The sequence below is a fragment of the Delftia sp. S65 genome (assembly GCF_016516495.1).
GTDB classification, from domain to species: domain Bacteria; phylum Pseudomonadota; class Gammaproteobacteria; order Burkholderiales; family Burkholderiaceae_C; genus Comamonas; species Comamonas acidovorans.
The window spans coordinates 24246-44767 of the sequence record NZ_JACVUR010000024.1 but is presented as its reverse complement, the minus strand read 5'-3'; the positions used below and the strand labels follow the sequence as shown (position 1 = coordinate 44767).

Here is a 20522-nt window from a genome sequence, read left to right as displayed (position 1 = left end):
CGCGGCCCTCGCTCAGAACGCCACGCGCAGCGTGATATCGGCCGTGCGCGGCGCCCCCAGGTAGGCCATGGTGCTGGTCAGGCTGGCGGCGTAGACACGATCGCTGGCATTGCGCAGCCGTGCGATCACGGTCATGCGCGGGTCGATCCGGTAGCTCACGCCCAGGTCCAGCAGGGTGTAGGCGGGCCAGGACAGGGTATTGGCCGCATCGGCATAGATGCCTCCCACGCGGCGCAGCCCGGCGTTGACCTCCAGCGCCGGCGTGATGCGGTAGCTGGTCCAGAGGTTGAGCACGCTGGCGGGCGTGTTCGTGGGCCGATTGCCCGCCAGGGACACGCCGCCTTGCTGGTAGTTGTCATAGCGCGCGTCCACATGGCTCCAGTTGCCCTGGACCGACCAGCGTGGCGTGGGCGCCAGGCCCATGGACAGCTCCACCCCGCGCGAGGACTGCTGGCCCACCAGCACCGTGCGCGTGCTGTCCTGCGGGTCCTGGGTGGAGATGTTGCGGCGCGTGATGTGATAGACCGCCAGCGCCGCCGTTCCCTTGCCCTGCCAGAACGACAGCTTGCTGCCCGCCTCCACCTGGCGGCCCGTGGTCAGCCCGGTGTTGTTGATGGCGTCGGCAAACGAGGCGCCCATCAGCATGCCCGACGGCGGATCGGCCGCCGTGGAGAACTGGGCGTAGAGATTGGCCTCGGGCGTGGCATCCCAGACCAGGCCCACGCGCCCGGTCGTCGGGCTGTAGCTGCGGCTGTAGCTGGCGGGCAGCGCGGGCGTTACATCGCGGCGGTTGGTCAGGTCCACATCGATGCGTTCATGGCGCAGGGCGGTCAACAGGTGCAGGGCCGGGGTGAGGGCCGTGCGGTTTTCCAGGTACAGGGCGGTGGTGGTGACCTTGTTGTCGCGGTCAGGCCTGAATCCGGGCGCCATGCCTGGGATGTCGTAGAAGTTCTCTGTCGTGAAATCGTAGGGATTGACCGTGCTCACCGTGCCAGACAGGCTGTTCGGAAAGCGCGTCTGCCGGTTCACGCTCACATCCAGCCCAAAGGCCCATTCGCTGCGCCGGCCGGCCAGCTCGCCCAGGTAGCTGCCTTCGATGCGGTCGCCCACCATGCGCTGGTCATGGCGCTGCAGCAGCGCGGCCGAGCGCACCACCGCGCTGTTGTCGGGCGTGAAGCGGTAGGTCTCCACGTTGCGGTAGTCGCGCAGCGCGTCATAGGCGTAGAAGGTGTTGCTCAGCTTGAGCCGGTCGCTGGCCCGCCATTCGGTGATGGAGCGCAGCCACTGCACGCGCTGGGCGTACAGGCCGTCGGCGCTGTTGTAGTTCTTGCCGAGGGTGGCCTCGTCAATGCGCGCCTGGCCGCGCAGCGGGTTGAGCAGCGGCGTTCCCCAGTAGGGGCGGTCCACGCGCTCATGCTGGGCTTCGTAGGCCAGGGTGTGCGTCAGGCCGCCACCCAGGTCGGACAGCAGCGAGGCCGCCAGCTGCGTGGAGCGCGACTGCGTGCCGCCCACCCAGCTGCCGGCATCGCGGTGGTTGAGGTCCAGGCGTAGGTAATGGGTGGTGCCCTGGCCTTCGCCGGCATCGCCCAGGCGGCGGTTCAGCCCGACGGAGGCTTCTTTCAGCCCGTAGCTGCCCAGGCGCAGCTGGCCTTCGGTGAAGCTGTCGCGCTGGGCCAGCTTGGTGATGTAGTTCAGCGTGCCGCCCACGCCGCCTGCGCCATAGAGAAAGCCGGAGGCGCCGCCAATCGCCTCGACCCGGTCGTAGATCCAGCTGTCCACGGGCCGGGCCGCAATGGAGTACTGCAGGTTGATGCCGTTGAACAGCTGGCTGACCGACCCCGTGCCGAAGCCCCGGTAGCTGATGCCTATGTTGCCGGGCGGGCTGTAGGCCGTGACGCCCGGAATGGAGCGCAGGATCTCCTGCGTGTCCTGGGCGCCACGCGCCTCGATGGCGGCGCGGTCCACGATGTGCACCGAGGCCGGTGTCTCGCGCGCCGTCAGGCCCAGGCGGCTGGCCGTGCCCACGGTCTTGTTCAGCGGCAGCAGTCCGTTGGCGTCGGCCGTGGCCTGGTCGGAGACTTCGACGGCGGGCAGTGCCGCCTCGGCCAGGGCCTGCGCGTGCGCGGCAGGTGCCCATGCGGCGCCCAGCGCGCAGCACAGCGCCGTGGCCAGGGGATGGAGACGAAAGGCGTGCGTGGACGCGCGCACCGGCGCCGCCATCGCGGGGAAAAGGGAAGAATTCACGAACTGACTCCGGGTCTTGCACCGCGCATGCGGCGCAGTCCTGGGCCACAGGCGCGGCACAGGCGGGCCGGGCGCGCATCAGCAGGCCCGGCGGCGATTCAAGAGAACACGGCAGTCAGCGGGGGAGGGCCGCGCGCCGGCAGCGGCGCGCGTGTGACGGAGGCAATGTGCGCCGCCACCAGCGGCAGCAGCGCGTGGGCCAGCGGTTGCTGGTGGGGCACGGCCATCGCCGGCAGGGCCGGCGGCGGTGCGCCGGCGGGCAGGCACATGGGGCAGTCAAGCTGGTGGTGGCCCATGCCAGGGGCCGCGCTGTCGCCCAGCGCCACCAGCTTGACGTCGCCGCTGGCCGTGCAGACCAGCTCGAATCCCTGGGGATGGACCAGGGGTGAGGCCACGGCAACGCCCAGCGTCACGGCAAACCAGGCCAATATCAGCCGGGTGAGCCAGAACGAGGAGCGAAGCGCTTGCATGGGGCGTGATTATGGCTTGGGGGCTGGCGTCGGTGTGAACAGACTGCCGCCCAGCTTGACGCCAGCCTTCAGGCCGCGCTTGGCGAACCAGCCCTGGTTCATCTCCAGCACATAGCGCACGGGCTTGGCCGAGCAGTGCGAGTCCTCGGTCATGGGCTTCATGTCGGCCAGGTTCACGATGGTGCCGTCATCGGCCACGAAGGCGGCGGTCAGAGGCAGCAGGGTGTTGCGCATCCAGAAGCACTGCACGGCGGGCACCTCGAAGACGAAGATCATGCCCTCCTGCGCAGGCATGTCCTGGCGGAACATCAGGCCGATGGCGCGCTCGCGGTCCGAGGCGGCCACCTGGGCATCGATGCGGTGGATTCCGGCCGTCAACTCCACGCGGCGCAGATTCATCTGGGGGTTGCCCTGGGGCTGTGCGCCTGCCGATACGGCGGCGCCAGCCAGGCAGGCGGCCATGAGCAACCGCTGCAGCGCGCGGCGGGAAAGGGATGTGTGGAGGGGTGTCGAAGGCTTCGTCATCTTGCACATTCTGTCGCAGGGGGCGCGTGGCCGGACGCAAAAATCGGCCTGGCCGGGCCATCATGGCCGGGCGGGCGGCAAAAAGCCCGCAGTGCATTGCTGACTTGCGGGCTTTTTTGAGGGGATGCCTGCTGGCATCCCTTGGCATGGATCAGGCCACGGCCTTGTGTGCCTTCTTCGTGGAGCGCTTGGCGTGCTTCTTGCCGGAGTGCTTGCCGCTCTTGGCGACCTTGGCCTTCTTGGCTGTGTGAGCGGGAGCAGCTGCGGAAGCGGCCGTGGGAGCCGACATCGGCGCTTCGGGTGCTGCGGCGGCCTGTGCGAAGGCGCCTGCGGCAAACGAACCGGCGATCAGGACAGCGAGGAGTTTTTTCATATATGCCATTTCCTAGAAAAGCGGTAGAAGCCAAGTTGAATCAGACAACGGTGCGAAATTCTTGATGCACCGCACATGCTCAACGCGCTTACTGTATCGCCGTTGACAGGAGGGCGGCCCGATTGTCGTTAGAATTTTCTGCACCAAATTCGTGCCCGTTCCGGGCATTCACTCTTGCCTCGTGCACCAGCCAACGGAGACCCGTCCCCATGAACCGCTTCCAGCACATCCAGGTGCCGGCCGAGGGCCAGAAGATCACTGTCAACGCCGACATGTCGTTGAACGTGCCAGACCAGCCCATCATTCCTTTCATTGAAGGCGACGGCACCGGCGTGGACATCACGCCCGTGATGATCAAGGTGGTGGATGCCGCCGTGGCCAAGGCCTATGGCGGCAAGCGCAAGATCCAGTGGATGGAGGTCTTCGCAGGCGAGAAATCCACGCGCATCTACGGCCCCGATGTCTGGCTGCCCGAGGAAACCATGCAGGCCCTGCGCGAGTACGTGGTCTCCATCAAGGGCCCGCTGACCACGCCCGTGGGCGGCGGCATCCGCTCGCTGAACGTGGCGCTGCGCCAGGAGCTGGACCTCTACGTCTGCCTGCGTCCCGTGCAGTATTTCAAGGGCGTGCCCTCGCCGCTGAAGGAGCCCGAGAAGACCAACATGGTCATCTTCCGTGAGAACTCCGAGGACATCTACGCGGGCATCGAGTACGAGGCGCGCAGCGACAACGCCAAGAAGCTCATCGACTTCCTGGTCAAGGAGATGGGCGTCAAGAAGATCCGCTTCCCCGAGACCTCGGGCATCGGTGTCAAGCCCGTGTCCATCGAGGGCACGGAGCGCCTGGTGCGCAAGGCCATCCAGTACGCCATCGACAATGACAAGCCCAGCGTGACCCTGGTCCACAAGGGCAACATCATGAAGTTCACCGAAGGGGGCTTCCGCGACTGGGGCTACGCGCTGGCCGCGCGCGAGTTCGGCGCCCAGCCCATCGACGGCGGACCCTGGCTCAAGTTCAAGAACCCGCGCACGGGCCGCGACATCGTCATCAAGGACTCCATTGCCGACGCCTTCCTGCAGCAGATCCTGCTGCGCCCGGCCGAGTACTCGGTGGTGGCCACGCTCAACCTCAACGGCGACTACATCTCGGACGCGCTGGCGGCCCAGGTCGGCGGTATCGGCATTGTGCCCGGCGCCAACATGTCCGACTCCGTGGCCTGCTTCGAGGCCACGCACGGCACGGCCCCCAAGTACGCGGGCAAGGACTATGTGAACCCGGGCTCCGAAATCCTCTCGGCCGAGATGATGCTGCGCCACATGGGCTGGCGCGAGGCGGCCGACCTGGTCATCAGCGCGCTGGAAAAGGCCATCCAGAGCAAGCAGGTGACCTACGACTTCGCCCGCCTGATGGACGGCGCCACCCAGGTGTCGTGCTCCGGCTTTGGCGAGGTGATGATCTCCAAGATGGATTGACGGGCGTCCGCGCTCCATGAAAAAACCGCGCCAGGGCGCGGTTTTTCTTTGACCGGCGTTGACGGGTCAGTTCTTGGGCAGCGCACAGCCATCGGGCCCGCAATCCTCGCCTTGGGGCGCGGTCTGCTCGCCGGCGGTGATGGCCGCAACCTGCTGCACCCACTCGCCCAGCTGCGTTGCCCAGCCCTGTGCATCGCCCAGCCAGGGTCCGATGTCGATGCGCTGTATGGCGCGCTGGCCCGGCTGCTCTGCCTCGGGGTGATCGAACTCCAGCGCGAAGGTCGGGAAACCCTGGCCCTGGGCCAGCTCCAGCCATTCGCGCGACTGGGCGATATGGGCTTGGGTTGCGGCGCCCGAAAGGCGCTGGAAGGCGTCGGTGAAGGCCGCCACGTCCAGGCCCAGGTCCCGGGCCAGTTCCAGCAGCACGGCCGGATCGCTGATGCGCCGGCCTTCGACATAGTGGGCCTGCTGCTGGCGCGCCAGCATGTCCAGGCCCCGGCCCGCCAGTTCCTCGGCGGCCAGCAGCGCCGTGGTGGGCGGTTCGGAGTCCAGCACGGCGCCCAGGTCGTTGAGCAGGCCGTCGAAGTAGGCCGTGCCGAAGGGCTGGCCCGTCATCTCGGCAATGCGCTGGTCGTGCGGCATCACGTGGCCGCGCCAGTCGGCCGTGATGGTGCGGGTGTGGGCGCCCGTGAGCATGCCGCCGCCATGCCATTGCAGCGTGACGCCGGGCACGCTGCGCGCGGCCTTGACCAGGGGCGCGGCGGCATAGCACCAGCCGCACAGCGGGTCGAAGATGTAGTGGAGGACAAAGGGCGGCTGCGCGGTCGTGGTCATGGCAGGAGCGGGCTGTGATGAAGGCGCCCACTGTAGCGGCTATTGGCTTGCCCGTGACGGGGCAGGGCCGCAGGCAGAATGGGCGACTGCCGCCGTGCAGCCACCGTGCTGCCATCGCCGATCCCGTCTGCATTGCCATGCGCCTCAAATCCACGCCGCCCCCGTCCGATCCGTCCGATTCCTCCACCCCGGCCGCCGAGCCCAGCGTCCAGTCCGTCGCCCGGCGCGGCATGCTGGGTTTTCTGCTGTTCTGGCTGCTGGTCATGGGCGTGCTGTACTGGGCCATGCAGATGTACCTGAAGCCGGCCGGCGTCAAGGTCCAGGCCGATGGCACGGTGGCCATTGCGCGTGACCGCGACGGGCATTTCCGCGTGGAAGGGGCCGTCAACGGGCAGCCCGTGCTGTTCCTGGTGGACACGGGCGCCAGCATGGTCGGCGTGACCGAGCCGCTGGCCGAGCGCGCAGGCCTGGACGGCGGCGAGCCGGTTCGCTTTCGCACCGCCAATGGCGAGCGCGACGGCCGCATGGTGGTGGCCGAGCAGGTGCGCGTGGCCTCCCTGGTGGTCAGCGGCCTGCGCGTGGGCACGGGCTATACCGGCAGCACGGACAGGGATGCGTTGCTGGGCCAGAACTTCCTGCGCCAGTTCGATGTGGAAATACGCGGCGACCGCATGCTGATCCATCCGCGCGGCAGCGGGTCTTCGCCCAAGCGGTAAGTACGTAAGCAACTAAGTAACTAACTAGCTAAGCAAGGGAGAGGGACATGACAAACAACGGCTTTCGCACCGACAGGCGCAGGTGGCTGCAGACGGGCGCAGCCCTGGCGACGCTGGGCTGCACGGCCTGTGCCAGCGTGGGGCAGGGCGGTGCCTTTTCCACCGGCACCGGCACCGGCACCGGCACCGGCCTGGCCGAGGACCTGGGCGAACGCCTGGACCAGGGCGTGCAGAGCGGAGAACTGGCGAACCTGCACGCCGTCGTCGTGATGCGCCACGGCCGGCTGGCGCTGGAGCGCTATTTCGAGGGCGAGGACGAACGCTGGGGCGAGCCGCTGGGCAAGGTGGCCTTCAACGCCGACTCCCTGCACGATGTGCGCTCGGTCAGCAAGAGCATCGTCGGCCTGCTGTACGGCATGGCCCTGGCCGAAGGCAAGGTGCCCGCGCTGGACACGCCCCTGGTCCAGGCCTTTCCCGCCTACAGCGATCTGGCGGCCGATGAGGGCCGGCGCGGCATCCTCATCTCCCATGCCCTGGGCATGACCATGGGCCTGCAATGGGACGAGGACCTTCCGTATTCCGACCCGCGCAACAGCGAAATCGCCATGGAGCGCAGCAGCGACCGCTACCGCTACGTGCTGGAGCAGCCCATCGTCGCCCCGCCCGGCGAACGCTGGTGCTACAGCGGCGGGGCCACGGCCCTGCTGGGCCATCTGATCGCGCAGGGCAGCGGCATGCCGCTGCTGGACTATGCGCGGCACAAGCTGTTTGCTCCGCTGGGCATCGACAAGGCCGAGTGGACGCCTGGCACCAACGGCGAGGCGGCCGCCGCCTCCGGCCTGCGCCTGCGGGCGCGGGACCTGGCCCGCATCGGCCAGCTGGTGCTGCAACAGGGTGAATGGCAGGGACGGGCGCTGGTGCCCCGGCATTGGATTGTGCAATCCATTCAGCCGCGCGTGGACGCCTGGCCCGGCCTGCGCTACGGCCACCACTGGTACGTGGGGCAGACCCGCGCCGGCCTGGCGTACTACATGGCCATCGGCCTGGGCGGCCAGCGGCTGGTGGTCGTGCCCCAGCATTCGCTGGTGTATGCCGTCTTCATGGGCAACTACGACAGCCCCCAGCAGGTGCAGCGCGTGGGCGCCGTGCAGGGCCTGATCGCCGCTGCCTTGCGTTGACTGCCTAGCGTTGACAGCCTTGCCCTGACAGCCGAGCGCGGGCACTTCGGGCGTGCGAGAATCCCGGCTTCCAAGGTCGGCCGCATGCCCGGCTCGCGCAAGCAGGGCGCGAAGCGGGGCGGGCCGGTGCGTGTCGAGGCTCGATCCACTTTCCTGGTTCCGGTGCCGGCCCATGAGCCCCTGAGGCCATGGCGCCGGTTGTTTCTGCCTCCCGCATGATCGCCAGATCACCGTTTGCCCGTGTCCCACCGCCAGCCCATCCGCATCGCCGACCGCCACCAGTTCGACACCCTGATCGACGCCCGCTCGCCTGCCGAATTCGCGCAGGACCACATTCCCGGCGCCATCAACTGCCCCGTGCTCGACAACGAGGAGCGCGCCCGGATCGGCACCATCTACAAGCAGGTCAGCCCCTTCGAGGCCAAGCGCCTGGGCGCGGCCATGGTCTCGGCCAACCTGGCGCGCCATCTGCAGGAAACCTTCGCCGACAAGCCCGCCAACTGGAAGCCGCTGGTCTACTGCTGGCGCGGCGGCCTGCGCAGCGGCTCCATGGTCACCTGGCTGCGCCTGGTCGGCTGGGATGCCCAGCAACTGGCCAACGGCTACAAGTCCTATCGCGGCCATGTGATCGAGCTGATCGACCGCCTGGTGCCCCAGCTGCGCCTGCAGGTGCTGTGCGGCGCCACCGGCAGCGCCAAGACCCGCGTGCTGCACGCCCTGGCCGAGGCCGGCGAGCAGGTGCTGGACCTGGAGGGCTATGCCAGCCACAAGGGCTCCTTGCTGGGCAACCTGCCCGGCGTGGAGCAGCCCAGCCAGAAATACTTCGAGACGCTGCTGGCCCAGCAGCTGGAGAGTTTCGATCCGTCGCGCACCGTGTACGTGGAAGGCGAGAGCGCCAAGATCGGCCGCGTGTCCCTGCCGCTGGTGCTGGTCGAGCACATGCGCCAGTCGCCCGTGATTGGGCTCGATGCCACGCCCGAGGCGCGCCTGGCCTACCTGCTGCGCGACTACGCCTACCTGGGCGACGATCCGCAGACGCTGGCCGACAAGCTGGGCTGGCTCAAGGAGCTGCAGGGCAAGGAGACCATCTCGCGCTGGCAGTCCTGGGCGCATGAGCGCAGCCTCTCGCCGCTGTTCTCCGAGCTCATGGCCCAGCACTACGACCCGCACTACGAGCGCTCGCAGGAGCGGCATTTCACGCAGTGGCGCACGCGCCGCAGTGTGCAGGCCGACGACCTCAGCGAGGCCGGCATCGCCGCGCTGGCGCACCAGATACTGGCGCTGGATGCGGCATCGGCCGCATGAAGCAGCCGCGTGGATCAGGCGTTTGAATCAGGCGTGTGAATCTGCCAGCACCGGGTACAGCGACAGCAGCAGCAGGGCGGCCATGCCCCAGTTGAAGCGGCGCAGTGCCTGCGGCGAGCGCAGCGCGCGCCCCACGGCGCTGCCGAACAGCGTCCAGACGCTGACGCTGGGATAGTTCACGATGCCCAGCACCAGCGCCGCCAGCACCAGATTGACGAAGAAATCCTCGCGCGGCGTGTAGGTGGCAATCACGCCGATGGCCATGATCCAGGCCTTGGGATTGACCCACTGGAAGGCCGCCGCCTGCCAGAACCCGAAGGGCCGGGCGCCCGCGTTGCCGCCGTCGATGCCGCCGCTGCCCGCGATCTTCCAGGCCAGCCAGACCAGGTAGGCCGCGCCCAGGTACTTGAGCGCGGTGTAGATCACCGGCAGCCGCTCGAACACCGCGCCCAGGCCCGCGCCCACCAGCAGCACCATGACCACCACGCCCAGGGTGATGCCCAGCATGTGGGGCACCGTGCGGCGGTAGCCGAAGCTGGCGCCCGAGGCCGTCAGCATCACATTGTTGGGGCCGGGTGTGACGGAGCTGACGAAGGAGAACATGGCTAGCGGCAGCAGGAACGAGGTGTGGGCGGTATCGAAGGGCATGGTGGCAACAGGCATGACAGGGAATCCGGCGCCCTGTCTGCGCATGCCGCAGGCCGCGGCGCCGTCAGGCCATGCTAATGGCAGTGTTCGGTACAGTAGCAGTACACTTTGCCAGAACAATTTGCCAACTGGCCTGCCCACATGACCCTGACACTTGATCCCGCAGCCACGCCGAAGCAAGCGCAGGCACAGCAGACACCGCAGGCACCGCGCGCATCCTCCGATACGGCTTTCCAGGCCGCTGCGCCCTGGCGCCCGCTGCGGTCTTCCGACCTCTCGCTGGTGGACCAGCTGGTGGACCACTACGGCGGCCTGATCCGCCACCACGGCCTGCGCGCGGGCTCGCGCCTGCCTTCCGTGCGTGCGCTGGCGCAAGAGGCGGCCGTGAGCCGCGACACCGTGGTGCAGGCCTATGACCGGCTGGCCGCCCAGGGCCTGGTGCATTCGCGGCGCGGCTCTGGCGTCTTCGTCAGCGCCCGGCGTGCGGCCCAGGCGGCGCCCCGCGCCAGCGATGCCCTGCCTACGCTGGAGCAGGGCGCGGCCTTCGATACCGCCTTTTTGCTGCGCAGCATGTTCCGCGAGGGCATGGAGCATTCGGGTGGCGCGGGCATGCTGCCGCCGGAATGGCTGGACCAGGAGATGCTGGCCTCGGCCCTGCGCGCCGTGGGCCGCAGCACGGGGCCGAGCCTGCTGACCTACGGCGTGCCCCAGGGCTATCTGCCGCTGCGCCAGCAGATCGCCTCGGTGCTGCAGGCCCAGGACGTGCCCGCCCACCCCGAGGCCCACCTGATGACCGTGGCCGGCGTCACCCAGGGCCTGGACCTGATCGTGCGCAGCCTGGTGCGGCCCGGCGATACCGTGCTGGTGGAAGACCCGGGCTGGTTCCTCATCTTCGGCCGGCTCAACGCCCTGGGCGTGAACGTGGTCGGCGTGCCCCGCCTGCCCGGCGGCCCCGACGTGGAGGCGCTGGAGCGGCTGGCCCGCCAGCACCAGCCCCGGCTTTTCATCCTGAACACGGCCGTGCACAACCCCACGGGCCAGACCCTGTCGGCCGGCGTGGCCCACGAGGTGCTGCGCATTGCCGAGCGCCACGACTTCTACCTGGCCGAGGACGACACCTACTCCGACTTCCTGCCCGGCGTGCCCGTGCGCCTGGCCGCCATGGACCGGCTGCAGCGCGTGCTCCTGGTGGGCGGCTACTCCAAGACCCTGGCCGGCAGCCTGCGCGTGGGCTATGTGGCGGCGCACACCGACCTGATACGGCGGCTGACCGACCTCAAGCTGCTGGGCGGGCTGACCACGGCGCTGCCGGGCGAGCAGGTGGTGCACCGCGTGCTGGCCGATGGCCAGTACCGCAAGCATGTGGACCGCCTGCGCGAGCGCGTGGACCGCGCGCGCAACCGCTGCCTGCGCATGCTCGAAGCCCTGGACTGCCGCGCCCCGCACGAACCGCAGGCCGGCATGTTCGCCTGGGTGGACTGCGGCGTGGACTCGGAGGTGCTGGCCCGCCATGCCGCGCCGCAGGGCCTGCTGCTGGCACCGGGCCTGCTGTTTTCACCAAGGCAGGCAGCGGGCAGCATGCTGCGCATTCCCGTGCCCATGGTGGAGCAGCCCCAGACCTGGAAGATCCTTGGCCACCTGCTGGCGCAGCACCGGGGCGGTGGATGACCGGATGGTGCAGCAACACTGCCTGACGGGAGGTTGACGCTGCCGGCGCCAGGGTATGTAAGACAGGGCATCGGGCCTCGGCGCCCCGGTAGTGCGCTGCTATCGTTCCGGGATGACTATTGAGCTTGTCTTGCCAGGGGAGGCCGGCCGCAGAGCCGGGGTGAACGACAGCCGGCCCCGACCGGGAGGCGGCGCGGCGCGCCGCCTGGCGCCGGTGCTGGCGCTGCTGCTGACAGCGGGCTGTGCCGACACGCCCGCGCCGCGCGGCAAGGTGGAAGGCGCCTCGTTCGAGCCCAGCGAAATCGTGCAGTCCGACAGCAACCGTATGGCCACCCTGGCCATGAAGGAGAACCTGGACAGCCTGATGCGCATCATGGACAAGCTGTACCTGCGCAACCCCGCCGAGTGGAAGAAAACCGCCGAAAGCCGCGAGGCTGCATCCGCCTACGTGCGCATCGCCATCACCGAGCACCAGCCCTGGGCCGACCTGCACGGTGCCCAGGACGTGGCCGCGCTCTCGCTGGCGCTGCAGCCCGACTTCAAGGGCGACCGCGTGGCCGCCTTCGTCCATGCGCTGGCCGACACCATCATCACCGCCCACGGCGGGCGCACCAGCTTCACCCTGGTCCATGGGCTGGACCCGCAGCTGATCTACAACGCCGCACGCAACGTGGAAGTGGCCAACTGGATTCTCAACTCACGGCGCAACGCAGCGGGCGGGCCGCTGCTGCTGTCCAACCACCTGGGCGACGACGCGCGCAACCTGAGCTTCGAGCGCGAGATGGGCAAGATCATCGGCCGGCTGGACCTGATCGCCAACTACACCACCGAGCGCTACAGGCGCTCCTTCATCGGCTACGGGCAGGGACTGGTGGCGGGGCCGTTCATGCAGTTCCTGCCCGTGCGTTGAGGCGCGGCCTCAGAGCCTGTAGCTGAGCGTCACGGCCACCGAGCGCGGTGCCCCGTAGCGCGCCAGGCCCCCCGACCATGAATAGCCAAGATCCTGGTAGTAGCGGCGGTCCAGCAGGTTGTCCACGCTCAGCTGCACATGGGCATTGGCATTGACCTGGTAGCCCACGCCCAGGCCCAGCAGGGCGTAGCTGCGCTGCGTGGTCTCGAAGCCGGTTTCGCGGCGGAACATCTTGCTTTGCGCATGCAGCGATCCGTACAGGCTCCAGCGCCCGTACTCGCCGGGCAGGCGATAGCTGGTGTAGAGCTTGAGCAGGTGCTGGGGCTCGTCGGTGCTCACGCGCTGGCCGATGTTGGTGGCAATCCGGTCCTTGGTGTAGCGCGCCCGCACATAGGTGTAGCCGGCCGAAACCTGCCAGCCGGGCTGCAGCAGTCCGGACAGCTGCAACTCCAGGCCATCGCTTTGGATCTCGCCGGCCGCGCGAAAGCAACTGATGGCGCCGCTGGTGGGGCAATTGGCATCGTCACGCACGGCACGGTTGCGCTGCGTGATGCGGAACACCGAGGCGCTGGCATGCAGTCGCCCGTCAAAGTACTCGCCCTTGGCGCCCAGCTCGTAGTTGGTGCCTGTCATCGGGTCCAGGGTGTTGCCCCGCACGTCCATAGAGCTTTGGGGTTGGTAGCTCTGTGTCAGGCTGGCATAGACCGAATGCCTGTCATCCACGTCATAGACCAGGCCCGCATAGGGAACGAACCTGGCGCTCTCGTCCAGGCTGCGCTTCCAGTTGGGCGTGCCGGTGTACCAGCCCGTCGTGTCCTGCTCGTACCAGCCCAGACGCCCGCCCAGAATCAGGTGCAGCGGATCGGCCAGGCTGAAGTTGCCGCTGGCGTAGATGGCTTTTTCGCGCGTCTTGCGGCCCCACAGGTCGCCATTGGCCGGCACTGAGCCGGTCCAGGGCGCGGAGTAGGGATTCCAGTTCGCAATGTCGACGATGCGCGAGGCCGACGACCCCCAGGTCTCGGCCGCATGCGAGCTGTCATTGCGGTAGCTGGCGCCCACGGCGATCTCGTGCGCGCGCCCGAACCACTCGACCGGGCCCCGGGCTCGCAGGTCGGCCACGGTCTGGCGTGTGCCGTAGCGCCAGCCCGTCTCGGACTGCTCCAGCTGTGTGGTCGATCCCGCGACGCGGCTGTTGGTGGTGTTTCGGATGTCGGAATCGGCCTCGACATGGTTGATGCCCAGCTTGACCGTCCAGCCATTGCGCAGGCGCTGCTCCAGATCAACGAACACGCCATCGTTGTCGCGGTTCTGGAAAGACTCCGCGTTGTTGAGGAAGGTGGAGCGCGGCAGGTCCATATGGCCGCCATTGGGCAGGGTGGGCAGGCCCGTGAACACGCCCTTGGTGCGCGTGCGCTGGCGGTAGGCGCCCAGGCCCAGCGTGGTGTCGGGCGTGAGGTCCGCTTCCACGATGCCGTACAGGCTGGCATTGCGGGTGTTGGTGACATCGACAAAGCTGTCGCTGTCGCGCCAGCCGCCCACCACGCGAGCGCGTACGCTGCCGCTGGCATTGAGCGCACGGCTTGCGTCCAGCGAGGCCTGGCGGTTGTTCCAGCTGCCCAGGCCCAGCGTGGCATTGAGCAGCGGCTGGGCCGTGGGACGCTTGCGCACCAGGTTGACCGAGCCCGAAGGCGCGCCCACGCCATCCATCAGGCCCGTGGCGCCGCGCACCACCTCCACGCGGTCATATATCAGCAGGTCGGCCGAGACATTGCGCGAATTGAAGCCCGTCACGTCCAGCGGCAGGCCGTCCACATTCACATGCTCCAGCGCAAATCCGCGCGCGTAGAAGGTGGACTCCGAATCGGTCACGGCCGGGTTCTTGGCGTACAGCCCGGGCGTGACCTTGGCAATGTCCTGCAGGGTGCTCAGGTGGAAGTCATCCATTTGCTGGCGCGTCACCACGCTCACGGACTGCGGCGTCTGGCGCTGCGACAGGTTCAGCCCCGTGGCGCTGGCCATGCTGGGCGTGGTGTATGAGCCCGTACCTTCCGTGGCGCTGCTGCGCTCCGCATCGGCCGTCACATTGACGGTCTGCAGCGTGCTGGCGGAAGACGGTGGGGTGGGGCCTGCCGCAGCAGGCAAGGGCGCGGCAGCCTTCAGTGAAAAGCCTCCACCAGGCTGCTGCTCGGCTGCCACGCCGCTGCCCGCCAGCAGTTGCTGCAACCCGGCAGACACGCCGTGGCTGCCGGTCAGCCCGCCCGTGCGCAGGCCCGCCACCAGTGCCGGGTCATAGGACAGGCTGACGCCCGCTGCGCGGGAGAAGCGATCCAGTGCCGCATCGAGCGGACCTGCTGCAATGCTGAAATCGCGCGTGAGCGCTCCGGCCTGGCCTGTGGCCGTCTGCGCCCATGCTGCGCCTGAAGGCACCAAGGCGGACATCGCCATGCCGATGACGGCGGCTTGCACAAGGGTGACAAGCGGCCGGGGACGCCACTGTGGTTGGCTACCGGGCCTGGACGGGTGATGACGGGACATGCTGGGTTCTCCTGGATGCAATACGGGAAAGGATTGAAGGACTCATTCCCAGGCCGTACGAAAATCCGGATCCCCTCACTTTTTCTGAAAAAAAAGTGGAAATCACAGGCCGGATGCCGGCCCCACATGAACCCACCAGCGCGTGCGCCGGCTGATGCTCACGGGCTGCGTCTGCGCGATGAGCTGCAGCACCTGCTCGGTCTGGCGCACATGGAAGGTGCCCGACAGGCGCAGGCCTGCCACGCGCTCGTCGCAACTGATGTGCCCATGGCGGTAGCGCCCCAGTTCCGCCAGAAGGTCACCCAGGCGGATGGCCCGGCCTGCCATCACGCCATCTGCCCAGTCGTCCGCACCAAAGTCGGGGGGAGGTGCCGGGGTACTGGCATCGGCCGACAGCCACCACGGCGAGCCGGGCATCGCCGTTTGCCGTGCGGCGCTGTCTGCGGCCTTTGCAGGCTTCAGCCGTACGGCGCCTTCCTGCACGCTGACAAGGGCCCGATGCTTGTGCAGCCTGACCACGAAGCGCGTGCCCAGGGCCTGCAGATCGCCAAACGGCGTGCGCACTCTGAAGGGCCGGTGGCCGGGTGCAGTCTCGTCGGCGCCCGTGGTCACCAGGATTTCCCCACGGCTGAGCACCACCAGGCGCTGCTGCAGGTCCAGCTCCGTGCGGATGGCCGTGTCCGTGTTGAGCACGATGGTGCTGCCATCGTCCAGCCTGACGGTGCGCTGCTCGCCCACCGAGGTGCTGGCGCTGGCCAGCAGGCGCTGCCAAGGCGTGTGGCTGTAGGCCATCCAGCCCGTTGCCGTGGCGATTCCGGACAAGGACAGCAGCTTGAGGGCGCGGCGGCGCGAGACGCTGCGGGACTGGCGCAGGCGCTGCGCTGCATCCAGCGTGTCCAGTGCCAGGCGATGCGGCATGCGGCCAAAGTCGGTCCTCAGTGATTGCACCCGATCCCAGGCCAGGGCGTGGGCGGGCTGCGCATGCAGCCATTGCTCGAAGGCCTGCCGTGTGGCGGGGCTGGGCGTGTTGAAGTCCAGCCGTACGGACCACTGGATGGCTTCGTCGATCAGGCCGGGCGAAAGATCGCTGCTCATGCCCCGAAGCGCAGTGCGTAGCAGTGGCGCAGGGCCGTGGCGATGTAGCGCTCGGCCGTGGCCAGGGACACGCCCAGTCGTTCGGCGATCTGCGGGCAGGTGAGTCCTTCCAGCTGCGCCCACAGAAAGGCGCTGCGCACGCGGGGCTTCAAGGCATCCAGCATGCGGTCTATGGCGACCAGGGTTTCCAGGAAGATCAGTCGGCTTTCCGGCGAGGGGGCCTGCGCCTCGGGCATGAGGGCCAGGGTCTCCAGCCAGGCACGCTCCAGCTCGCGGCGGCGCCAGTGGTCCACCAGCAGGCCATGGGCAATGGTGCTCAGGTAGGCACGGGGCTGGCGCAGGCCGGTTGCGTCAGGGCCGGGTTGGCGGGTGAGCAGGCGCATGAACACGTCCTGCGCCATGTCGGCCGCGTCGAAGGAGTCGCCCAACCGGCGCCGCAACCAGCCCTGCAGCCAGTTCTGGTGGCTGTGGTACAGGCTTTCCACGCTGGTTGCCGCCTTGGCGGACTGGGAAATCTGCGCGTCCATGGAGCGTCCATTCAACGAATGCAATCACGGGGCTCGTCATGCATTGCGAAGGGCTGGCGGCGGCTGCGTCCATGGCGTGAGCTAACGAGAAAGGCGTGATTATAGATTTGGTAATGAGAATGAATCGCAAATGAGGCGCAGGCACAACCATTCGCACGCGGGCAGGCCGTGCGCGAGGCTGCATGATCCGCATTAGCCGTTCAGCTGCACAGAACGATGGTGACCAAAGCGGAGGTGTCTTCGATGGCGCGTACCGCATGCGCCATGTTGGCCGGCAGGTGCATCAGCTGGCCGGCCTGCAAGGACTGGCGGCTTTCGCCGAGCATCACCTCCAGCTCGCCTTCCAGGCAGTGCAGGCTGACGCTGCCCGGCACCTTGTGCGGCGGCAGCGACTGGCTGGCGCGCAGCACCACGCGGATGACTTCCATGTCCTGGGACTTGAACAGGGCGCAGGTCCGGGCGCCCGCCAGCCGCGCACCAAACGGCAGGACATCGATGGCTTGAGCGGTCAGTGCAAAGGGGGTGGCCATGGCGGACCTCCGGGCGTTGGCGGGCAATACTGCCATTGTCCTCCGAAGCACGGCAATCCATCAACCGCAGCTGTGTGACAGCAGGGGCTTGTGCAGGGTCTCAGCCCGGCACGCTGGCCTCCACCAGCAGGGTCAGCAACTGCAGCGATTCCTGCCAGCCCAGGTGGCAGGCCTCGGCGGGAATGACGGCGGGTACGCCTTCCTGGGTCACATCCATTTCAGTGCCGCAGAACACCTCGCGCAGCGTGATGGTGGTGATCATCTCGCCAGGCAGTTGCGGGTCGTCGAAGCGGTCGGTATGGCGCACCAGCCGGCCAGGCTCCAGGTCCAGGAACTCCCCGCCGAAGCCGCTGCGCCCGCTCGTGGACAGATTGACGAAGGCCATGCGGTAGCGCCCGCCGACCCGGGCGTCGAACTCGGGCACCTCGCAGATGTAGCCGTGGGGCGGCAGCCATTTGGCCAGGGCAGCGGCCGTGGTGAAGGCCTGGTACACGCGCTGCGGCGGCGCCTTGAGGACGCGGTGCAGCCGGATGGTGTGGACGGTGTGTGACATGCGGAACTCCTTGGCGTGGTGTCGTGCAAGGCTGCCAGCCTCGCACCGATGCAGTCCTTGCGCAAGAGGCGGGACATGGAGCCTGACGCAGGACTCAATGATTCATAAATCGAATCCTTGATTGGTTTTAAAGAATTGGACTTGAATCATTGACACCCGCACCATGGCGGCGAGCGCTGGACACACAGCGCCGCTTTCCATAGGAAAACAGGATAGGAAACAGGAGACAAGCAAATGAAGCATTCCCCGTTGCGCAGGGCCCTGGCCCTTGGCGCTATCAGCACCATGGCGGCCGTGGCCGCGCCCTCCGTGTTGGCGCAGGGTGGTTACCCCTCCAATCCCATCACCCTGGTCGTGCCGTTCGCGGCCGGCAGCGGCACGGACGCCGTGGCGCGCCTGGTGGCCACCCGGCTGGGCGAGCGGCTCAAGCAGCCCGTGATCGTGGACAACAAGGCCGGCGCCAATGCCCAGATCGCCGCCAACCATGTGGCCAAGGCCAAGCCGGACGGCTACACGCTGTTCATGACCACCAACACCTCACACTCGGCCAACCCCTGGCTGGTCAAGGGCCTGAAGTACGACCCCGTCAAGGATTTCACGCCCGTGGCGCGCGTGGGCGAGCTGCCGTTCGCGCTGCTGGTCCACCCCTCCGTTCCGGCCAAGACCGTGCAGGAACTCATCGACTACGCCAAGGCCAATCCCGACCGCCTGTCCTACGGCACGCCCAACAGCACCTCGCTGGTGGCCTCGGAAACCTTCAAGTACGTCACGCACGCCCAGATCACTTCGGTGCCCTACAAGTCCAGCCCGCAGGCGCTGACCGACCTCATGGGCAACCAGATCCAGGTCTATGTGGCCGACCTGGGCTCGGCCTGGGGCACGATCAAGACCGACCGCGTGCGCACCCTGGCCGTGACGGCGGCCAAGGGCTCCACCCTCCTGCCCAATGTGCCGGCCATCGGCAAGACGCTGCCGGGCTTCGACATCACCTCCTGGAACGGCATCTTCGGCCCGGCCGGCATGCCCGCCGAGATCACCGAGCGGCTGAACACCGAGCTGCAGGTCATCCTCAAGGACAAGGCCGTGCAGGAGCAATTGGCCCAGGTCGGCTTCGAGGTCTGGCCCACGGCCACGCCCGCCGAGTTCGCCACCTATGTGAAGGACCAGATGGCCCGCTGGGGGCAACTGGTCAAGCAGGCGGGCATCGAGGCGCAGTGAAGGAGAGCCGCATGGAACAAGCGCAGCAAGGGCAGCAAGGGCAGCAAGGCCCTCTTGCCGGCGTGAAGGTGCTGGACATGACCTCGGTGGTCATGGGCCCCTTTGCCACCCAGATCCTTGCGGGCCTGGGGGCCGAGGTGATCAAGGTCGAATCGCCCGAGGGCGACAACATGCGCCACGTCGGCCCCATGCGCAACCCCGCCATGGGCCACATCTTCCTGCAGGCGAACCAGGGCAAGCGCTCCGTGGTGCTGGACCTCAAGCAGGGCGCCGCGCGCGAGGCCCTGCTGCGCCTGGCCGAAGGCTGCGACGTGCTGGTCAGCAACGTGCGGCCCCAGGCCATGGCGCGCCTGGGCCTGGCCTATGAGGACGTGGCGGCGCGCAACGCGCGCATCATCCACGTGAGCTGCTGCGGCTTCGACCAGCGCGGCCCCTACGCGGCCCGGCCCGCCTATGACGACCTCATCCAGGGCGCCACCGGCGTGCCCTGGCTGGCGCAGCAATACGGCGGTGGCGAGCCGGCCTATGCCCCCATGACCCTGGGCGACCGCGTCACCGGCCTGCACGCGGTCTACGCCGTCACGGCCGCCCTCTATGCGCGCGAGAAGACCGGCAAGGGCCAGGCCGTGGTCGTGCCCATGTATGAGGCCATGACCCAGTTCATCCTGGGCGACCACATGGCGGGCCTGTCGTTCGAGCCGCAGCTGGGCGGCCCCGGCTATGCGCGCCTGCTCACGGCCCACCGCAGGCCCTATCGCACCAGCGACGGCCACCTGTGCGTTCTCATCTACAACGACAAGCACTGGCACAGCTTCTTCAACGCCATAGGCCAGCCCGAGCGCATGGCCGAGCCCATATTCGCCACCCACAGCCAGCGCGCGCTGCACATCGATGCCGTCTATGCCGAAGTCTCGCGGCTGATGGCAGGGCGCACCACCGCCGAATGGCGCACGCTGCTGGACGCGGCCGATGTGCCCAACATGCCCATGGCCTCGCCCGAGGACCTGATCGCCGACCCCCAGCACCAGGCCACCGGCTTCGTGCACGAGATAGACCACCCCAGCGAAGGCCGGCTGCGCACCACGGCCAGCCCCACGCGCTGGAGCGCCACGCCACCCGCAGAACGCGCCGCCCCCGCGCCACGCCTGGGCGAACACACCCTGCAGGTGCTGCGCGACGCGGGCCTGACCGAGGCCGAGCTGGCCGCCCTGCAGGCCAGCCGCGCCTGCAGCCAGGCTGCCGCGCTGCAAGACGCCCCACCACAAACACAAGCACAAACACAAACACAAACACAAACCGAAGGAAACCGCCCATGCCCCGCTACCTGATCCGCGAACAAGACGTGCCCGGCTACAGCCCCGCCAACCACCACGGCACCGTCAACCGGCGCCTGGTCAGCGCCGCCAACGTGGGCGCGCGCCACATGGAGCTGGTGCTGGGCACGCTGGAGCAGGGCGGTGGCGCGCTGCCCCATGCCCACCCCGGCATGGAGCAGGCCTGCTACCTGCTGGCCGGCACGGCCGAGGTGGAAATCGACACCCCGGACGGCAAGGAACGCTTTGCCATGCAGCCCGGCGACACCTGCTTCTTCCCCGAGGACTGCATGCACATCTTCCGCGTGACCAGCGCCGAGCCCGTGCGCCTGCTGGTCTTCTACAGCCCGCCCTACGGCGAGAACCCCGAGCGCGTGCGCCGGCCGGCAGCCTGAGCCCCGTCACCCC

Annotated in this window: 20 protein-coding genes; 9 read left to right on the top strand and 11 right to left on the bottom strand. The window is 68.2% G+C overall.

What is annotated here, in order from left to right:
- Positions 1-12: 12 nt before the first annotated feature.
- The 4 genes from IAE24_RS18655 to IAE24_RS18640 all read right to left on the bottom strand — a co-directional run bounded on the left by IAE24_RS18655 (position 13) and on the right by IAE24_RS18640 (position 3612).
- Positions 13-2220, bottom strand: coding sequence for a TonB-dependent receptor (locus IAE24_RS18655; RefSeq protein ID WP_199961809.1), 2208 nt, complete (start codon positions 2218-2220; stop codon positions 13-15).
- 122 nt (positions 2221-2342) lie between these two features.
- Entirely contained in the window at positions 2343-2714 is a 372-nt protein-coding gene (locus IAE24_RS18650; RefSeq protein ID WP_043821811.1) for a DUF2946 family protein, read from the bottom strand.
- A gap of 9 nt (positions 2715-2723) precedes the next feature.
- A complete protein-coding gene (locus IAE24_RS18645) occupies positions 2724-3176 on the bottom strand; it encodes a DUF192 domain-containing protein (RefSeq protein WP_224986032.1) in 453 nt (150 codons plus the stop codon).
- Between the two features lie 214 nt (positions 3177-3390).
- Complete coding sequence (locus IAE24_RS18640; protein ID WP_012205488.1) at positions 3391-3612, bottom strand: hypothetical protein; 222 nt, start codon at positions 3610-3612, stop codon at positions 3391-3393.
- Positions 3613-3821: 209 nt separating this feature from the next.
- On the opposite strand from IAE24_RS18640, the gene icd reads away from it, so the two are divergent.
- Positions 3822-5084 (top strand): NADP-dependent isocitrate dehydrogenase, encoded by a 1263-nt coding sequence (icd, locus tag IAE24_RS18635; RefSeq protein ID WP_199961801.1) that lies wholly within the window; start codon positions 3822-3824, stop codon positions 5082-5084.
- Between the two features lie 66 nt (positions 5085-5150).
- On the opposite strand, the gene IAE24_RS18630 is transcribed toward icd, so the two are convergent.
- Positions 5151-5918: a DsbA family protein gene (locus tag IAE24_RS18630; RefSeq protein ID WP_071955777.1), complete on the bottom strand. Its 768-nt coding sequence runs from the start codon at positions 5916-5918 to the stop codon at positions 5151-5153.
- 137 nt (positions 5919-6055) lie between these two features.
- Here IAE24_RS18630 and IAE24_RS18625 point away from each other — a divergent pair, with 137 nt between their 5' ends.
- The 3 genes from IAE24_RS18625 to mnmH all read left to right on the top strand — a co-directional run bounded on the left by IAE24_RS18625 (position 6056) and on the right by mnmH (position 9117).
- Positions 6056-6634, top strand: coding sequence for a retropepsin-like aspartic protease family protein (locus tag IAE24_RS18625; RefSeq protein ID WP_233626334.1), 579 nt, complete (start codon positions 6056-6058; stop codon positions 6632-6634).
- A gap of 47 nt (positions 6635-6681) precedes the next feature.
- Positions 6682-7812, top strand: coding sequence for a serine hydrolase domain-containing protein (locus tag IAE24_RS18620; RefSeq protein ID WP_199961803.1), 1131 nt, complete (start codon positions 6682-6684; stop codon positions 7810-7812).
- A gap of 240 nt (positions 7813-8052) precedes the next feature.
- Positions 8053-9117, top strand: coding sequence for a tRNA 2-selenouridine(34) synthase MnmH (gene mnmH / locus IAE24_RS18615; RefSeq protein WP_199961804.1), 1065 nt, complete (start codon positions 8053-8055; stop codon positions 9115-9117).
- Between the two features lie 27 nt (positions 9118-9144).
- Here the strand turns inward: mnmH and IAE24_RS18610 are convergent, their stop codons facing one another.
- On the bottom strand, positions 9145-9780 hold the full coding sequence (locus tag IAE24_RS18610) for a LysE family translocator (RefSeq protein ID WP_199961805.1): 636 nt from the start codon (positions 9778-9780) through the stop codon (positions 9145-9147).
- A gap of 126 nt (positions 9781-9906) precedes the next feature.
- Between IAE24_RS18610 and IAE24_RS18605 the strand changes: the two genes are divergently transcribed.
- Positions 9907-11433, top strand: coding sequence for an aminotransferase-like domain-containing protein (locus IAE24_RS18605; protein WP_197943360.1), 1527 nt, complete (start codon positions 9907-9909; stop codon positions 11431-11433).
- 112 nt (positions 11434-11545) lie between these two features.
- Positions 11546-12343: a hypothetical protein gene (locus tag IAE24_RS18600; RefSeq protein ID WP_442778770.1), complete on the top strand. Its 798-nt coding sequence runs from the start codon at positions 11546-11548 to the stop codon at positions 12341-12343.
- 9 nt (positions 12344-12352) lie between these two features.
- Here IAE24_RS18600 and IAE24_RS18595 read toward each other — a convergent pair whose 3' ends face one another.
- The 5 genes from IAE24_RS18595 to IAE24_RS18575 form a co-directional block, all read right to left on the bottom strand.
- Positions 12353-14788 carry a TonB-dependent siderophore receptor gene (locus IAE24_RS18595; protein ID WP_233626383.1) on the bottom strand — a complete coding sequence of 812 codons (2436 nt, stop codon included), beginning with the start codon at positions 14786-14788 and terminating at the stop codon, positions 12353-12355.
- A gap of 192 nt (positions 14789-14980) precedes the next feature.
- The gene (locus IAE24_RS18590; RefSeq protein ID WP_199962198.1) at positions 14981-15973 is read right to left on the bottom strand and encodes a FecR domain-containing protein; all 993 of its coding nucleotides are present in this window, start codon (positions 15971-15973) and stop codon (positions 14981-14983) included.
- Entirely contained in the window at positions 15970-16500 is a 531-nt protein-coding gene (locus tag IAE24_RS18585) for a sigma-70 family RNA polymerase sigma factor (RefSeq protein WP_051940748.1), read from the bottom strand. The genes IAE24_RS18590 and IAE24_RS18585 overlap by 4 nt, the downstream gene beginning before the upstream one ends.
- Before the next feature lie 200 nt (positions 16501-16700).
- Positions 16701-17030 (bottom strand): cupin domain-containing protein, encoded by a 330-nt coding sequence (locus tag IAE24_RS18580; protein WP_013802496.1) that lies wholly within the window; start codon positions 17028-17030, stop codon positions 16701-16703.
- Positions 17031-17130: 100 nt separating this feature from the next.
- The gene (locus IAE24_RS18575) at positions 17131-17583 is read right to left on the bottom strand and encodes an SRPBCC family protein (RefSeq protein WP_013802495.1); all 453 of its coding nucleotides are present in this window, start codon (positions 17581-17583) and stop codon (positions 17131-17133) included.
- Between the two features lie 234 nt (positions 17584-17817).
- On the opposite strand from IAE24_RS18575, the gene IAE24_RS18570 reads away from it, so the two are divergent.
- From IAE24_RS18570 to IAE24_RS18560, 3 genes are read left to right on the top strand one after another with little or no spacing between them, the layout of a single operon-like run.
- Positions 17818-18801, top strand: a complete 984-nt coding sequence (locus IAE24_RS18570) for a Bug family tripartite tricarboxylate transporter substrate binding protein (protein WP_199962197.1) — start codon at positions 17818-17820, stop codon at positions 18799-18801.
- Positions 18802-18812: 11 nt separating this feature from the next.
- Positions 18813-20129 carry a CoA transferase gene (locus IAE24_RS18565; protein WP_199962196.1) on the top strand — a complete coding sequence of 439 codons (1317 nt, stop codon included), beginning with the start codon at positions 18813-18815 and terminating at the stop codon, positions 20127-20129.
- Positions 20114-20509, top strand: coding sequence for a cupin domain-containing protein (locus IAE24_RS18560; RefSeq protein WP_012205502.1), 396 nt, complete (start codon positions 20114-20116; stop codon positions 20507-20509). The genes IAE24_RS18565 and IAE24_RS18560 overlap by 16 nt, the downstream gene beginning before the upstream one ends.
- Positions 20510-20522 lie beyond the last annotated feature (13 nt).

Bases quoted from the DNA above. Each gene is read 5' to 3' on its own strand.
- IAE24_RS18655 (WP_199961809.1), bottom strand. From the start codon at position 2,220: ATGGCGGCGCCGGTGCGCGCGTCCACGCACGCCTTTCGTCTCCATCCC.
- IAE24_RS18650 (WP_043821811.1), bottom strand. From the start codon at position 2,714: ATGCAAGCGCTTCGCTCCTCGTTCTGGCTCACCCGGCTGATATTGGCC.
- IAE24_RS18645 (WP_224986032.1), bottom strand. From the start codon at position 3,176: ATGGCCGCCTGCCTGGCTGGCGCCGCCGTATCGGCAGGCGCACAGCCC.
- IAE24_RS18640 (WP_012205488.1), bottom strand. From the start codon at position 3,612: ATGAAAAAACTCCTCGCTGTCCTGATCGCCGGTTCGTTTGCCGCAGGC.
- icd (WP_199961801.1), top strand. From the start codon at position 3,822: ATGAACCGCTTCCAGCACATCCAGGTGCCGGCCGAGGGCCAGAAGATC.
- IAE24_RS18630 (WP_071955777.1), bottom strand. From the start codon at position 5,918: ATGACCACGACCGCGCAGCCGCCCTTTGTCCTCCACTACATCTTCGAC.
- IAE24_RS18625 (WP_233626334.1), top strand. From the start codon at position 6,056: ATGCGCCTCAAATCCACGCCGCCCCCGTCCGATCCGTCCGATTCCTCC.
- IAE24_RS18620 (WP_199961803.1), top strand. From the start codon at position 6,682: ATGACAAACAACGGCTTTCGCACCGACAGGCGCAGGTGGCTGCAGACG.
- IAE24_RS18610 (WP_199961805.1), bottom strand. From the start codon at position 9,780: ATGCCTGTTGCCACCATGCCCTTCGATACCGCCCACACCTCGTTCCTG.
- IAE24_RS18605 (WP_197943360.1), top strand. From the start codon at position 9,907: ATGACCCTGACACTTGATCCCGCAGCCACGCCGAAGCAAGCGCAGGCA.
- IAE24_RS18600 (WP_442778770.1), top strand. From the start codon at position 11,546: ATGACTATTGAGCTTGTCTTGCCAGGGGAGGCCGGCCGCAGAGCCGGG.
- IAE24_RS18595 (WP_233626383.1), bottom strand. From the start codon at position 14,788: ATGGCGATGTCCGCCTTGGTGCCTTCAGGCGCAGCATGGGCGCAGACG.
- IAE24_RS18590 (WP_199962198.1), bottom strand. From the start codon at position 15,973: ATGAGCAGCGATCTTTCGCCCGGCCTGATCGACGAAGCCATCCAGTGG.
- IAE24_RS18585 (WP_051940748.1), bottom strand. From the start codon at position 16,500: ATGGACGCGCAGATTTCCCAGTCCGCCAAGGCGGCAACCAGCGTGGAA.
- IAE24_RS18580 (WP_013802496.1), bottom strand. From the start codon at position 17,030: ATGGCCACCCCCTTTGCACTGACCGCTCAAGCCATCGATGTCCTGCCG.
- IAE24_RS18575 (WP_013802495.1), bottom strand. From the start codon at position 17,583: ATGTCACACACCGTCCACACCATCCGGCTGCACCGCGTCCTCAAGGCG.
- IAE24_RS18570 (WP_199962197.1), top strand. From the start codon at position 17,818: ATGAAGCATTCCCCGTTGCGCAGGGCCCTGGCCCTTGGCGCTATCAGC.
- IAE24_RS18565 (WP_199962196.1), top strand. From the start codon at position 18,813: ATGGAACAAGCGCAGCAAGGGCAGCAAGGGCAGCAAGGCCCTCTTGCC.
- IAE24_RS18560 (WP_012205502.1), top strand. From the start codon at position 20,114: ATGCCCCGCTACCTGATCCGCGAACAAGACGTGCCCGGCTACAGCCCC.